Below are 14,259 nucleotides of genomic sequence, written 5' to 3' on the forward strand. Positions count from 1 at the left end.
CGCTTATCCCCTATTCTAGAAGCATATTTTTAAATTTATAGACCATAACAGAATAAGCAGGCTTATTCAAAAAGAGACCTCGACTCATAAGGAGTCCAGGTCTCTTTACTAACAATTATGGACAACAACCTGAGGGCAGTTTGTAATGAATAGTTCGGTTTGCTTCTTCTTGTTTTTTGGCATCATTAAAATTATCTAGCGTAGAAAGGTATCCAGTAATTCTACGGACCCGTGTAATCTCATCATTACCGCATTTATAGCAACTGCGAGGAATAACACCATTGTACCCACAGCGCTTACAAATATCTACAGGAAAGTTGATAGCGGCATAACCCATATCAGCATCGTACATAGCTTTTACAATACTCTCAAAAGCTTGCAAGTTATGCTGAGGTGCAGAAGGTAATTCTACATAAGAGATATGACCGGCATTGCAATACTTATGGTATGGTCCTTCGATAGCAATTTTTTCGAAAGCGCTAAGTGTATAATCGACAGGAATATGGAATGAATTGGTGTACCAATCTCGATCAGTAATTCTTTCCAACAGACCGAAAACCTGACGGTCTTTAGCTGTAAACTTTCCAGACAAGCCTTCTGCTGGTGTAGCTAGTAAGCTGAAGTTTAGTTTTCGCTTCTCCGTTTCCTCATCTAGTCGAGCACGCATATGGGCAACAATTTTTAATCCTAGATCCTGTGCCGCTGATGATTCACCATGATGTTGCCCAACTAGAGCTATGAGGCACTCTGCCAGACCAATAAAGCCCATTGATAAGGTACCATGACGTATAGCTTCTTCGATCCTATCATGAACCCCTAACTTCTCACTATCAATATAGAGGCGCTGACCCATGAGAAAAGGAAAATCCCGCACTTTTAAGTTGCTTTGTACTTCATAACGTGTAATTAGCTGTTTGACGACTACATCAATAGTTTCATCGAGCAAAGACCAGAAACGATCTAGATCGCCTTCAGCTCGAAGCCCGAGACGAGGTAAGTTGATACTAGTAAAGGAGAGGTTTCCTCGACCATCTGTCACTTCAGGACCTACTACATTACCTATTACTCTAGTACGACAGCCCATATAAGCGACTTCTTCACCTTGCTCACTAAAAGGTTTGTTAAAAGAAGCATCTTGAAAAGCAAAGTTAGGGAATAAGCGTTTGCAAGCTACTTCCATAGAGAGCTGAAAAAGATCGTAATTAGGATCAGAGGGCTCATAGTTAATGCCTTGACGAATTTTGAAGCATACGTTTGGGAATATGGGCGCTTCCCCTTTCCCTAAGCCACGCTCGTAAGCTTTCAAGAAAGTGCGAGTAATCAAGCGACCTTCCCAGGACGTATCTGTCCCAAAGTTGATGGAAGAGAATGGAACTTGCGCACCAGCTCGGCTGTGCATAGTGTTCAAGTTGTAGATAAAACCTTCCATAGCTTGATAAGTCTCTGCTTCTACACGCTGACGAACTAATTGTTCTAGCTTCTCAGAAGGTATTTCCATGTCCAGAGTTGCAAAATCTTTCTTCAGATCTGCTTCTTGACGCTTATACTCGGCCTTTACATAAGGAGCTAAATCGGTGTCAAAGCAAGCATAAGACTGACCACCGTGCATGTCGTTTTGGTTAGATTGAAGAATAATGGCCGCTAAGGCTGCCGCCGTCTTAATGCTTTTGGGAGATCGAATGTGGCCATGGCCATTATCAAAGCCATTCTTTAACAGTCTGCCCAAGGGAATTTGTAGACAAGTCATAGTTTTCCCATACCAGGCCAGATCGTGAATGTAAATATCGCCATTGCGATGAGCCGCCGCTTCATCTTCTGGTATTACTCTGTTTAAATAATAATTAACGGAAGCAACTTCAGAGATCTGCAAAACCTTAGCTGAAGGACTGTTAGAAACATTGGCATTTTCCCGACTTGTTTCTTTTAGAATCTCTTGAACAGCATCCATTAAATCAGAGCGAGCATCGCGAATCTTAGTGCGTTGGTTACGGTAGATTATGTATGCTTTAGCAGTACGAGCGTGTCCTTCCTCAATTAGCACCTTTTCAACCATATCCTGTACATCTTCAACAGAAAAGATATGGCCATTATATTTTTCTTTTAATGTCCGTAAGACAAGTAAAGTTAATTCCATAGCCATATGGCGATCTTCGCCACCAACAGCTTTAGCCGCTTTGAAAATGGCATCAGTAATCTTAGACTCTTGAAAATCAACGACTCTACCATCTCTTTTGCGGATCTGGATAAACATTTCCATTCCTCCTCTAAGTGGTTACCCACTTTTCACAATTGGCACTGTTGCTACATTGCTTAATACCACTATAAAAAGCTATTAGCTACTTATAACAATGCTTTTTAAATTTACCTAACTACTTTTGCTTTGGAAGCAGGTTCTCTAATTCTTCCAGAAATCGATTGATATCTTTGAATTGACGATAGACAGAAGCAAATCGTACATAAGCTACTTCATCAACATAACGCAACTTCTCCATAACCATTTCACCAATCTGCTGTGCCGTCACTTCTCTGCTATATTGGTTACGTAGATCACGCTCAATAGAAAAGACAAGTGCTTCTATTTCTTCCATAGCTACTGGCCTTTTCTCACATGCTTTGAGCAGTCCTCTAGAAAGTTTTTCACGATCAAAAATTTCTAAGGAACCATCTTTTTTGCGCACCAGTAGCGGTGTTTCTTCTACTTTTTCTAGTGTTGTATATCGTCTATTACATTCAACGCAGTCTCTGCGACGTCGAATAGCTCGTCCATCTTCAACGGTACGGGTATCGATAACCTTCGTTTCAGAATGGCCACAGTATAAACAATTCATAGGACAACACCTGCTTCTCTTACTATATCTAGTACGTAGCTTATTATATCTCCCTATATCTTGATACGTCAAGGTACATATTTCCATGAATTACCCATAATAAGAGCCTTTAATCAAAGTCTTCTGCGTCCTTCGATTAAAGGCTCTTATTTAGCTAACATCTTGTTGAAAAGGCTCGCCCAGATGGTTTAGTTCTACCAAAATTACATCAACGCCGATTTTTTTTATTTTGTCCCAAGGAACAATGATATCTTCTCCCCTACTGAAAAAACCCATAAAACGGCCTTGTGCTGGTAGAACCAAAGCTTTTACCTTGCCCACTTCAGGATCGATATCAATATCTTTAATCATCCCTAAACGACGTCCATCGGCCACGTTAACTATGTCACGCATACGCAGATCGGAAATCTTGATCATAGATATATCACCTCCTGCTATAGAACAACCATTTCAATGCTATATACTATGAACAGAGGCTTCTTTTTGTGACTAATAGGAAAAAAAAGTAGCACTTCCTAGAGTGCTATCGTAAAAAATACTTTTTCTGCTGATACTAAAGGTGCTTACGCATATGACCTAAGGCCGCTTTTTCCAATCTTGATACTTGCGCTTGCGAGATTCCGATTTCATCAGCTACTTCCATCTGCGTCTTTCCTTCAAAAAAACGCAACGTTAAAATCAATTTTTCCCGATCGTTTAGCTTGCGCAGTGCTTCCCGCACAGCAATGCCTTCCAGCCATTGACCGTCTTGGTTTTTCTCATCACCTATCTGATCCATTACAAAAATGGGATCGCCACCATCGTGGTAGATGGGCTCAAATAAAGATATAGGTTCTTGAATTGCATCGAGAGCAAAGACCACTTCTTCTCGAGCAAAGCCAAGGGCTTCCGCAATCTCAGTAACCGATGGCTCACGAGAAAGCTGATTAACGAGCTGATCACGAATCTGCAAGGCTTTGTAAGCAATATCGCGTAAAGATCGACTGACGCGAATGGGATTGTTATCTCGGAGATACCGCCGAATCTCACCAATAATCATAGGCACAGCATAAGTGGAGAATTTTACATTTTGACCTAGATCAAAGTTGTCAATAGCTTTCATCAGACCAATGCAACCTACTTGAAAAAGGTCATCAACATACTCCCCACGGTTAGTAAAGCGTTGTATTACACTGAGTACTAACCGTAAGTTGCCACCGATCAGCTTCTCCCTTGCAGAATAATCTCCTGACTGCATGGCCTGAAACAAGGTACGCATTTCTGCGTTCGTAAGCACCTGCAATTTTGAAGTGTTAACGCCGCAGATTTCCACCTTGTTGACCATCATGGGCAACCCTCCCGACAGTGACGATTGATCATATACAGTAGTATGAGCTTGCCAGCACTGGCTTATACTGTCGGAGAGCAAGGAAAAAGAAATTATTCCATACGATGAATTTCTTTACGTAGACGCTTAATGATTCTTTTTTCTAGACGAGAGATATAAGACTGAGAAATCCCTAGTAAATCGGCAACTTCTTTTTGTGTTTTTTCACGACTGTCGCGAAGACCAAAACGTAACTCAACAATTTTTCTTTCTCGTGAAGTAAGTTTACTCATAGCGGCGTGTAATAGTTTGCGGTCTACTTCTTCTTCAATAGACTTGTAAATAATATCATTTTCTGTTCCTAGTACATCAGAGAGCAAGAGTTCATTTCCATCCCAATCAATGTTAAGGGGTTCATCAAAAGATACTTCCGATCGTGTCTTGTTGTTCCTACGTAGGTACATGAGAATCTCATTTTCGATACATCGTGAGGCGTATGTAGCTAGCTTGATTTTTTTTAGAGGATCAAAAGTATTAACTGCTTTTATAAGTCCAATAGTACCGATTGACACCAGATCTTCAGTACCTACGCCTGTGTTTTCGAATTTACGAGCAATATAGACTACAAGACGTAAGTTCCTCTCAATTAAAATGGATTTAACTGTGAAGTCACCTTGCTCTAGTTGAATTAAGAGATGACTTTCTTCATCATTCGTTAGTGGTGGAGGCAAAGTTTCACTAGAACCGATATAATGGACTTCAGATACAAGATCGAATTTGCGAAGTAGTTTCATGAAGCTCGATTCAAGAGTTCGCCCCATATGCTTAAAAGCCAAGAGAGGCTTCTCCATCAACAAACATACCTCCTTTTCAATAGAATCGACATTTAACTATCCCAGGCAGTAGGGACGAGGGCCTCATATTGGCCTGCTGGATCGAGCCGTTGATGACTTAATGCTACAATTGCATTGCAACATTGAATGACTTCATCTTCTCTGATTAATTCAGCTTTGGTGGGTCGAAAGCCCAATAGGAGTCCTTGAGAGGTGCCCATAGCTGTATAAGGGATATAACGTGGTCGTAGTGACTCTTCAGCCAGTTCTGTTGCCTCTGTAGCCGCTGTCTCAAAGGTTCCTTCAATCCATGCAGGTGGCAGTAAATGAGCTAGAGCCTTGTACTCTACGATGATGACTGGATTACCTGTCAATGGACAAGAAAGACGATTGCCACTGTCTACCAAAGCAGGAACTTTCACTTCTCCTGCAGGCATGGTTACAAATAATTGCGCTTGCCAGGCTTGCTTCTGCCCTTGGTTACGCCAAAAAGTTAGTAGGCCTAGTGCAATCAACAAGGCGAACAGAGATAATAGCCAGAATAAGATTCCCGAATACCAAGTCGCTGAGGGAGCAAAAGAGTAGAGAATTCCTCCAGCAACCCAGGCACATAAATAAAAAATTAGGGAACCTCGCCAAAGCTCTTTCAAGCTTTTTAAGGGAAAGGCAATGCGAACCATAAGCAGGGCTAGGGCTATTTTGTAAAGCCAAACAATAAAAGGAGTCATCTCCACCCAGAGCAGTAAAAGAGTAAAAGAAGCCCCTGCTACTGCAGAGATGGTTACCCTTACAAATTGATGAGGCCAGCGTAAGATAGTAGCCGTAATAGACAGCAATAAAAAATCCATGATAAAGTTAAGTAACCACAGTACATCCCAATAAATAATTACCCTCTCATACACTCCCACTGAACACCACCGTTATTTCAATACAAGAACATTATACCCGACAGTTTTTACAAAATCTGTCACAATTTGCGTTAAAGGCCATATAATAAAAAATAACCTTGCAAAGGCCTTGCAAGGTTATTTTTTATGCTACTTTAATTAGCTCCGATACTTACGCAAAAAAACAGGAATATCAATATCGTCTTTTAGAACTTTTTTGGCCTCCATCGGTGGATATGATGGCTGAGGAGGACTTTTTTCTTCCGTTACTGCCGCTGTTTCTTGAGAAGCATAACGATGACCTTGAATCAGTACTTTTTCTCTAGAAGAAGTAGCGCTAGTCTGACGAACAATAGGCTTCTCTAAGGCTTGATCAAAGCCTGTAGCAATCACTGTTACACGTACTTCATCTTCCATAGACTCATCAATAACAGCACCAAAAATAATATTTGCTTCTGGATCAGCTACTTCAGTTACAATTTCAGCCGCTTCATTTACTTCTAACATACCTAGATTAACGCCACCAGTAATATTCATCAATACGCCTCTAGCACCATCGATAGAAGTCTCTAGCAAAGGACTTGAGATAGCTTTCTTAACAGCTTCTACAGCCCTGTTTTCACCTGTAGACGTTCCCACACCCATTAGAGCCGAACCTGTATCGGTCATAATCGTCTTAACGTCAGCAAAGTCAAGGTTGATTAATCCTGGTACAGCAATAAGATCCGATATACCTTGCACACCTTGACGCAGAATATCATCAGCAAGACGAAAAGCTTCATTCATGGGCGTATGCTTGTCCACCACTTGAAGAAGGCGATCATTAGGAATGACTATCAAAGTATCAACAGCTGCTCTTAGATCCTGAATTCCCTTTTCAGCTTGCATGGCTCTTTTGCGTCCTTCAAAAGTAAAGGGACGTGTTACTACACCAACAGTTAGTGCACCTAATTCTTTGGCTACTTCAGCAACGACAGGTGCCGCTCCTGTACCAGTACCGCCACCCATACCAGCTGTTACAAAAACCATATCAGCTCCTTTAAGAGCATTGTACAAATCTTCGCGACTTTCTTCAGCCGCTTTTTTGCCGATCTCAGGGTTGGCACCTGCACCTAAGCCTTTAGTAAGTTTTGTACCAACTTGCATTTTTATTTCTGCTCTAGAAAGCTGTAAAGCCTGGGCATCAGTATTACAAGATAAAAACTGCACACCTCTAACGCCATGAGTAATCATTCTATTAACGGCGTTGTTCCCGCCTCCGCCTACACCAACAACCCGAATCACTGCAAGTGGATTCAGATCAACATCCAGTTCAAACAAGGGGAGTACCTCCTTTAGGCTGGCAATGAATAGCCATTATGATCCCTAATTCTTCGCTAAAAAGATGAAATTTCCTCTTTTATTGGAACTTTTTTTAGTCATAAATACCCTCGCCAATGGTCACACCCATGCTTTTTATTCCCTGTAAGGCAACACCATCTTTTGGTTTGATTGCCGGTGCCTTAGGAGAAGAAAGATCAATGTAACGCACTTTCTTCAACTCACCACTCATAGCAAGTTCATTGAGAATCTCTTTTAGCAATGCTTCTTTTTCAGAGATACGTTCTACTACACCAAAGCGTATTTCAATCCCCTCCGATGTATATAGCACAATTCGACTCTCCACACCTACATGGACTTCACCAATTCGCAAAAGTAAAGCAGAATCTAATTGATAGCAAAGATCTAAGGCTTGCTTTAAGGCTTTACTATGAATGGTTTGTCCTGGTCCAACTTGGGCCGGTACCTCAACTCCTGTAATTACAGGTAATGGAAAACCTTGTAGAGACTGAAGGGAGCGTAAGTATGTAGCTTCTTGATCCAGAAGTATAAAGTAAGAACCTTCTACAAGCACAGCAGTTGGTTTTCGTTCCTCAACTTTTAGTTGTACTTCAGATGGCCAAGAACGCAGTACCTCAACATCTTTGACCTGAGGATGAAATGTAAGTTGTTCTCTGACGCGATTACTATTGAGACGCCACAAATTCTCACCATTACGAATCCCAGAGAGACGAATCAAATCCTCTTCTTCTAGTAAAGTGAGACCTGTTACCGTAATTTTAGATACGGCAAAGTAAGGAGAATGCATAAAATAATAAATTGAGAGCACGAGAAGAGAGAGAAAAAAGAAGGCGAGAACATTGGCACGTCTCCGAACCATGATACAGCCTCCTTATCCACACTATACATAGTGGCAAAAACTACCATGTATCAATTATTATAACAGACTATTCATCACTATCCAAGAGGTCTCTAGGCCTAAGAAGGAGAAAATAAGCCCCGGTAAAAAAAGATACCGGGACTTACTCCCCATAAACATCATCTACATAGGTATCATCTAGTTGTACAGATGCTCCCAAGGCAACTAGTTTGTCAACTAGGTTCTCGTAGCCTCTCTCAATATGATGAATTTTTTCTACTACTGTACCATTTTCGGCGCATAATCCAGCCAAGATCAATGCTGAACCAGCCCTAAGATCAGTTGCTTCTACAAAGGCACCGCTTAATGAATCAACACCTTTGATGATCGCTACTCGGCCTTCAAGTCTAATATTAGCTCCCATTCTACGTAATTCATCGACATGTTTGAAACGGTTTTCGAAAATTGTCTCAGAAATTACACTTGTTCCTTCACTTACTGCTAATAGAGCCATCATTTGAGGTTGCATATCTGTAGGGAAGCCTGGATAGGGCATCGTTTTTAAGTCAATACCCTTTCTCTCCTTCGTTCCTATTACACGGATAGCATCATTTTCTTCTTGTACTATAACACCAGTCTCTCTAAGTTTGGCTGTAACAGGCTCTAAGTGTTCCGGAATGACATTGGTAATCTTCACGTCACCTTCAGTAATTGCCGCGGCCACCATAAAAGTACCTGCCTCTATGCGATCGGGTATTACATGGTGACAACCGCCTCCAAGCTCAGAAACTCCTTCAATTCGAATAACATCAAGACCAGCACCGCGAACTTTAGCTCCTAAAGCATTCAAGAAGTTTTGAAGATCAATTATTTCAGGCTCTTTAGCGGAATTGCGGATTACCGTAGTCCCTTTCGCTAAACACGCTGCCATAATTAAGTTTTCTGTAGCGCCTACACTAGGAAAATCAAGATGTATATCGGCACCTTTTAATCTCTCAGCTTCTACTTCAAAATAGCCAAAGCGCTCCACAAATCGGGCACCCATTTTGTGCAATCCTTTGAGATGAAGATCCATAGGTCTACTTCCGATGGAACAACCACCTGGGTGAGAAAGTCTTACTCTGTGAAAGCGACTTAATAAAGGTCCTAATACTAGATTAGAGGCACGCATACGTCGCATAAGGTCTGCTGAAACTTCATCAGTTCTCGCTTCTTTGGCATCGACAATAAGCGTTCCCTTTTCCCATCCAACCTTTACACCAAGATTAGATAAGACCTCAATCATCACCCGAACATCTGTTAAATTAGGGACATCTTTGATCCTGCAAGGTCCTGTAGACATCAACGAAGCCGCCAAAATGGGGAGTACAGCATTTTTGGCTCCACTTATTCTTACAGTTCCTTCTAAAGGATGACCCCCTTTTATACTGATTCTCCGTTCCCCTGACATTCAACCTGCCTCCCCGGTTCTCCCGATGACACGAACTTCCGATTCTAGTTCTATCCCGCAGGTTGTCTTCACACGTTGGCGAATCTCTTCCATGATCTTTAATACGTCTTCAGCTTTGGCATGGCCTTGATTAATAATAAAGTTAGCATGAACAGTAGATACTTGTGCGCCACCTACAGTAAAGCCTTTCATACCCGCTGATTCAATCAGTCGCCCTGCTGATTGTCCTGGGGGATTAAGAAAAATACTTCCTGCATTTGGCCATTGCAAAGGCTGTGTTGCTTTTCTTTTCTGAAGTACTTCTTCCATTGTAGCTGTCAGCGCTTCTATAGAATAAGGCTGTAAGTCTAAAGCAATCCTGGTGACAAGAACCTTTTCCTTTTGAAGACGTGAGTATCGATAAGAAAAATCTAATTCAGCCTTATCATAATGAATGGAATGACCTTGCTCATCAATACCATCTATCCAAGCAACTACCAGATCCATGGACTGACCATGAGCTCCTGCGTTCATAACAACAGAGCCGCCAAGTGAAGCTGGAATAGCAACAGCAAACTCTAATCCTTTAAAACCTTTTTTGGCACTATAACGAGACAAATAAGGCAAGGAAAGGCCTGCACCGACAATCAATTGATGATTTTGCCATTCTTTATGACAAAACTTACTTAACTTGATTACAATACCTTCAATACCCAGATCAGAAACGAGCACATTAGAACCGGCCCCAATAACTGTCCAAGGCACATCATAGTGATGACATTGCTTAATCAGATATGCTAGATCGTCATCATCTTCTGGTATGGCTAGAACATCAGCAGGACCACCGATTCGCCAAGTAGTATGAAGAGCCATGGATTCATTGACTCTCCAGGGGCCTCGAAAAGAATTTTGAATCTGCTGATAAGCTCTTTCCAGACCCTCATGTGTTGTCATAGTTTTCCTCCTACCGGACAGAAGCTTTTCCGGTCAATCGGTTCAAAAAATCCAAACCAACATTCCAAATATTACCTGCCCCCATCGTCAAGATTAAGTCTCCCGGTTTTGCCATTTTCAAGAGCTCTTGCAGTGCTGCTTCTAAATCAGCGGCATAATAAACTTTTTCCTGCATCTCTTCTGGCATAGCTTTGATTATTAGTTCTGCTGAAACACCGGGTATGGCTTTTTCTCCTGCAGGGTAAATTTCATTCATAATAATGAGATCGGCATCACCAAAAGCTTTGCCGAACTCTTGATACTGCGCTTGTGTACGACTATAACGATGAGGTTGAAAAACAGCAATCACTCGCTTGGGATTAATTTGTTTGGCCGCAGCAAGAGTTGCTTTTACTTCTGTAGGATGGTGAGCATAATCATCAACGACTTCTATGGCACGAACAAGTCCCATACGTTGGAATCTCCGCCCGACACCATTATAGTTTGCTAAACCTTTCAGTATTTTTTCGACATCCATGCCAATTTGATGACATACTACAAATACAGAAAGTGCATTACTAAGATTATGGAGACCAGGTATGGAAAGTTTCATGGTGCCAAGTCGCTGACCTTGATAGAAGACTTCCCCTTGTGAACCTGCAGATGTCATTGATGGATTGACAATTTTATAGTCAGAATCATTATGGATAGCATAGGTGATAACTTTGCGATGGCTAATTTTTTTAGCCATCTCTTGTAAAGTTGGATCATCTAAGCAGAGAATAACAGCTCCTTCTAATGAGACATTGTTCACGAATTCGTAAAAGCTTTCAATGATCGCATCTACAGAATGATAATGATCAAGATGATCATCTTCAATATTCGTTATCACGGCCAACCATGGCTTTAGTTTCAGAAAAGAAGCATCGCTTTCATCGGCTTCAGCGGCTAGGTATTCACCTTGACCCCATTTAGCATTGCCTTGAAATTCTCGTATTTCTCCACCTACAATGACAGCAGGATCGAAGTTTGCTTGCTCTAAGACAAGACCTAACATGGCACTTGTTGTGGTCTTCCCATGAGAGCCTGCTATGGCGATCCCTTTTTTCATAGTCATTAATTCTGCTAATAAGTCAGCTCTGTGGATAATTTTGATTTCCCGTTCTCTTGCTTCTATAACCTCAGGGTTATCATTTTTTACAGCCGTCGACACCACAACAAGCTCTACAGCCTGATCAAGATTCTGCGCCTTATGGCCTTTGAAAACTTTAGCTCCTTCTTGAACTAATCTTTGTGTAACTGCTGTATTGGCTAGGTCAGAACCACTTACTTTGTATCCTAATTGGAGCAATACCCTGGCCAAACCGCTCATACCTGTTCCGCCAATGCCAATAAAATGAACCCATGTTCCTTCCTTCAATATCACTTTATAGGTTCAGCTCCTTTCCCGGGAAAGCCCCTGGTATATTTTTTTCTCTATAGACCTACCCGGCTGAAACTGCTACATAGTATGCAGAAGAGTTAATACTGCTCCTAGGCTTGTCTATTTAATAAGATAAAAAAATGCCAGAAAGGCTCTAGCTCACATATATTTTTTATAGTATTTTTTCAATTTCATCTAAAATTCTCTCTAAAGCATGGGGCTGACCAATTTCTTTTGCTGCTTTGGCCATAGCTGTCCTTTTCTCAGGATTGTCGAAGAGATTTTTGATTTTGCTATTCAAAACCTCTCCATTAAGATCTTTATCTAAGATTAGCTCTGCCGCTCCTACAAGCTCCAAACTGCGAGCATTCGCTTCTTGGTGATTTTCTGCCGCATAGGGATAAGGTATCAAGAGAGAAGGTAAACCACAAACGGTAAGTTCTGAGATAAAAGCAGCGCCAGCGCGACCTACACATAAGTCGGAAACAACCAGAGCTAGATCCATACGATCTAAATAACTAACTACAGTAAGGTTTCTAGCTTTATCCGGTTCTATGCCAGCTTGGCGATATCTTTCCAAAGTTAACTCATAATTGCTTTGCCCTGTAACATGAATAATATGACACTGTTTATGATTAGTCCAAGCTTTAGTAACTGCAGGCATTGCTTCATTTAAACGTTGTGCTCCTCTGCTTCCACCTACGACTAATAAGACAAGAGCATCTTCTGGTAAATCAAAAAACTTTCTACCTTCTGCTTTTGTTGCACTTAAGATCTGAGGCCTTACTGGTAGACCTGTTAATAGAGACTGTCGGCTTTTAAGTCTTTTCTCTGCTTCCGCAAAAGTCAACAATACTTTGTTGACTCGAGGCGCTAGAATACGGTTAGTAATTCCAGGATAAGCATTTTGCTCATGAATTACTGTTGGTATACCTAATAAGGTAGCCGCCATGACTACTGGCAAAGCCACAAATCCACCTGTTCCAATAAGAACTTGTGGTTTTATTTTGCGCAAGTGATTCAAAGATTCCGCTATGCCTAGGGTCATTTCTCCCAAAGACAATAGTGCTTGTAAGCTTACTTTTCGTTCTAGTCCACGACAATGGACAGTAAGAAAAGGCAAGCCTTCACGTGGGACAATATCCTTCTCTAGGCCGCGATGACTGCCTATATAATGAACTTCTGCCTCCGCAAAGCGCTTTTGTAAACCTTTGGCAATAGCCAAAGCCGGGTAGATATGGCCACCTGTTCCTCCACCTGTTACGACAAAAACTTGTTTTTTTCTTATCTTCATCGTAAAAAACTACCTTTCTTTTTCCTTAGAAAGGAAAAGCCCTAACGGGGAGTAAATCGTGATATGTTCAACAACAAGCCTATGCCGGCTAAAGTAAAGACTAGAGAAGAGCCTCCATAGGAGAGAAAAGGTAAGGTAATACCTGTGACAGGCAAAAGACCTGTTACAACACCCATATTGAGAATAGCCTGCAAACCCACTTGGCAAGTAAGTCCTACAGCTAGTAAACTTCCAAAAGAGTCCGGACAAGTAATAGCAACTCGTAAACCACGCCAGATAAGTACAAAGAATAAAAGAATAACAAATGTACCACCTAACATACCCAGCTCTTCACCCAATATTGCGAATAAAAAGTCCGTATGATTCTCCGGTAAGTAGAAATACTTTTGTTTACTTTGGCCTAAGCCTGAACCAAAAAGACCACCAGAACCTAAAGCAAAAAGAGATTGCAAAGTATGAAAACCTGTACCTAGTGGATCTGCCCAAGGATCAAGAAAGCCTGTAATACGGCGCATTCGATAAGGCTCTAAGATAGCGGCCATGGCAATTAAAACTACTCCAATGACCCCTAGCGAGATCATATGGCTTTTCCTAGCCCCAGCCACATAAAGCATCACATAAATAGTGCCACAAATGGCCATAGCCGTGCCCAGATCAGGTTGTAAAAGGATAAGCCCTGCAATAGCGGCCATCAAAACAAGGTAGGGCCCCAGACCAGCAAACAAATTAGTTAGCTTATAACCTGCTCTAGATAGCCTGTGGGCAACAAAAATAACTACAGCTAGTTTGATTAATTCAGAAGGTTGAAAAGCTAGTGGTCCTAAATTCAACCACCTTGTTGATCCTGAGACAGTCTTACCTAGACCTGGCAACAAGACAGCAATCAAAAGAGCAAAGCTACCAATAATAAACCACTTGCTATAAGGAGCTAGCTTTCGATAGTCCAAACGCATCATCAGAAGCATAACACCAATTCCAAGGAGCGCCCACATGGTTTGTCGCTTAAAAAAGTAATAAGGATCGTTAAACATATAAGCGGCCTTTACAGAACTGGCACTTAATACCATGATAATACCAAAGGTCAATAAGAGAATGACAGACAAAAATATAATAAAGTCAGGTGCTCTCGCTTTGAGACGCATTGCCT

13 protein-coding genes are annotated in these 14,259 nt (G+C 41.4%); all 13 read right to left on the reverse strand.

The window, feature by feature from the left end; genetic code table 11:
• Positions 1-115: 115 nt before the first annotated feature.
• Positions 116-2,251 (reverse strand): anaerobic ribonucleoside triphosphate reductase, encoded by a 2,136-nt coding sequence (locus tag F9B85_RS02215; RefSeq protein ID WP_151618031.1) that lies wholly within the window; start codon positions 2,249-2,251, stop codon positions 116-118.
• A gap of 118 nt (positions 2,252-2,369) precedes the next feature.
• Positions 2,370-2,828 (reverse strand): transcriptional regulator NrdR, encoded by a 459-nt coding sequence (gene nrdR / locus F9B85_RS02220; RefSeq protein ID WP_151618033.1) that lies wholly within the window; start codon positions 2,826-2,828, stop codon positions 2,370-2,372.
• A 150-nt stretch (positions 2,829-2,978) separates the two neighbouring features.
• Complete coding sequence (locus F9B85_RS02225) at positions 2,979-3,245, reverse strand: YlmC/YmxH family sporulation protein (RefSeq protein WP_151618035.1); 267 nt, start codon at positions 3,243-3,245, stop codon at positions 2,979-2,981.
• A 136-nt stretch (positions 3,246-3,381) separates the two neighbouring features.
• Positions 3,382-4,155 carry an RNA polymerase sporulation sigma factor SigG gene (gene sigG / locus F9B85_RS02230; RefSeq protein WP_151618037.1) on the reverse strand — a complete coding sequence of 258 codons (774 nt, stop codon included), beginning with the start codon at positions 4,153-4,155 and terminating at the stop codon, positions 3,382-3,384.
• Between the two features lie 92 nt (positions 4,156-4,247).
• Positions 4,248-4,955, reverse strand: coding sequence for an RNA polymerase sporulation sigma factor SigE (gene sigE, locus F9B85_RS02235; RefSeq protein ID WP_151618399.1), 708 nt, complete (start codon positions 4,953-4,955; stop codon positions 4,248-4,250).
• 65 nt (positions 4,956-5,020) lie between these two features.
• Positions 5,021-5,875 (reverse strand): sigma-E processing peptidase SpoIIGA, encoded by an 855-nt coding sequence (locus F9B85_RS02240; RefSeq protein WP_151618039.1) that lies wholly within the window; start codon positions 5,873-5,875, stop codon positions 5,021-5,023.
• A 138-nt stretch (positions 5,876-6,013) separates the two neighbouring features.
• Positions 6,014-7,174 (reverse strand): cell division protein FtsZ, encoded by a 1,161-nt coding sequence (gene ftsZ / locus F9B85_RS02245; protein ID WP_151618041.1) that lies wholly within the window; start codon positions 7,172-7,174, stop codon positions 6,014-6,016.
• A gap of 94 nt (positions 7,175-7,268) precedes the next feature.
• The gene (locus F9B85_RS02250) at positions 7,269-8,054 is read right to left on the reverse strand and encodes a cell division protein FtsQ/DivIB (RefSeq protein ID WP_151618043.1); all 786 of its coding nucleotides are present in this window, start codon (positions 8,052-8,054) and stop codon (positions 7,269-7,271) included.
• 142 nt (positions 8,055-8,196) lie between these two features.
• Positions 8,197-9,483 (reverse strand): UDP-N-acetylglucosamine 1-carboxyvinyltransferase, encoded by a 1,287-nt coding sequence (gene murA / locus F9B85_RS02255; protein ID WP_151618045.1) that lies wholly within the window; start codon positions 9,481-9,483, stop codon positions 8,197-8,199.
• The gene (gene murB / locus F9B85_RS02260; RefSeq protein ID WP_151618047.1) at positions 9,484-10,416 is read right to left on the reverse strand and encodes a UDP-N-acetylmuramate dehydrogenase; all 933 of its coding nucleotides are present in this window, start codon (positions 10,414-10,416) and stop codon (positions 9,484-9,486) included.
• 10 nt (positions 10,417-10,426) lie between these two features.
• On the reverse strand, positions 10,427-11,821 hold the full coding sequence (gene murC, locus F9B85_RS02265) for a UDP-N-acetylmuramate--L-alanine ligase (RefSeq protein WP_243138036.1): 1,395 nt from the start codon (positions 11,819-11,821) through the stop codon (positions 10,427-10,429).
• A 169-nt stretch (positions 11,822-11,990) separates the two neighbouring features.
• Complete coding sequence (murG, locus tag F9B85_RS02270) at positions 11,991-13,112, reverse strand: undecaprenyldiphospho-muramoylpentapeptide beta-N-acetylglucosaminyltransferase (protein ID WP_151618049.1); 1,122 nt, start codon at positions 13,110-13,112, stop codon at positions 11,991-11,993.
• Positions 13,113-13,153: 41 nt separating this feature from the next.
• A complete protein-coding gene (ftsW, locus tag F9B85_RS02275) occupies positions 13,154-14,254 on the reverse strand; it encodes a putative lipid II flippase FtsW (protein ID WP_151618051.1) in 1,101 nt (366 codons plus the stop codon).
• Positions 14,255-14,259 lie beyond the last annotated feature (5 nt).

This window comes from Heliorestis acidaminivorans (genome assembly GCF_008933955.1).
GTDB classification, from domain to species: domain Bacteria; phylum Bacillota; class Desulfitobacteriia; order Heliobacteriales; family Heliobacteriaceae; genus Heliorestis; species Heliorestis acidaminivorans.

Coding starts and splice junctions, on each gene's coding strand:
- nrdR (WP_151618033.1), bottom strand. CDS start 2,828: ATGAATTGTTTATACTGTGGCCATTCTGAAACGAAGGTTATCGATACC.
- sigE (WP_151618399.1), bottom strand. CDS start 4,955: ATGGGGCGAACTCTTGAATCGAGCTTCATGAAACTACTTCGCAAATTC.
- murB (WP_151618047.1), bottom strand. CDS start 10,416: ATGACAACACATGAGGGTCTGGAAAGAGCTTATCAGCAGATTCAAAAT.
- sigG (WP_151618037.1), bottom strand. CDS start 4,155: ATGATGGTCAACAAGGTGGAAATCTGCGGCGTTAACACTTCAAAATTG.
- murA (WP_151618045.1), bottom strand. CDS start 9,483: ATGTCAGGGGAACGGAGAATCAGTATAAAAGGGGGTCATCCTTTAGAA.
- ftsW (WP_151618051.1), bottom strand. CDS start 14,254: ATGCGTCTCAAAGCGAGAGCACCTGACTTTATTATATTTTTGTCTGTC.
- F9B85_RS02215 (WP_151618031.1), bottom strand. CDS start 2,251: ATGTTTATCCAGATCCGCAAAAGAGATGGTAGAGTCGTTGATTTTCAA.
- murG (WP_151618049.1), bottom strand. CDS start 13,112: ATGAAGATAAGAAAAAAACAAGTTTTTGTCGTAACAGGTGGAGGAACA.
- F9B85_RS02250 (WP_151618043.1), bottom strand. CDS start 8,054: ATGGTTCGGAGACGTGCCAATGTTCTCGCCTTCTTTTTTCTCTCTCTT.
- F9B85_RS02225 (WP_151618035.1), bottom strand. CDS start 3,245: ATGATCAAGATTTCCGATCTGCGTATGCGTGACATAGTTAACGTGGCC.